Below are 229 nucleotides of genomic sequence, written 5' to 3'. Positions count from 1 at the left end.
CTTAAGATGCATTCGATTTGTCTACGTCAAACACTAACCAGTATTTATGATTAGGGCCATTCGCTTGGATATCACGTGATTTTATATCGATCTGAGCGCGGGCAATAGCTAATCCAATCTCTAAATCGTCTGTATTGTAAGGCTTTTTATTTAAAACATGATCAAAAAGTGACATCTGTTTAGCACTGTTATTAAAATAAAAACCAGCTTATTTCGGCTTTTACTTTTG

At 34.5% G+C, this 229-nt stretch carries 1 protein-coding gene; it reads right to left on the bottom strand.

What is annotated here, in order from left to right:
* Position 1: 1 nt before the first annotated feature.
* Entirely contained in the window at positions 2–175 is a 174-nt protein-coding gene (locus AAEY68_RS21815) for a replication initiation protein (RefSeq protein WP_350586914.1), read from the bottom strand.
* Positions 176–229: the final 54 nt, after the last annotated feature.

It is taken from the genome of Pseudoalteromonas sp. RB2-MNA-CIBAN-0110, assembly GCF_040309305.1.
In the GTDB taxonomy this organism is placed as follows: Bacteria; Pseudomonadota; Gammaproteobacteria; order Enterobacterales; family Alteromonadaceae; genus Pseudoalteromonas; species Pseudoalteromonas arctica.
Note: the sequence above shows the minus strand (reverse complement) of the source record. Positions and strands in the feature narration are given on the sequence as shown.

Bases quoted from the DNA above. Each gene is read 5' to 3' on its own strand.
- AAEY68_RS21815 (WP_350586914.1), bottom strand. From the start codon at position 175: ATGTCACTTTTTGATCATGTTTTAAATAAAAAGCCTTACAATACAGAC.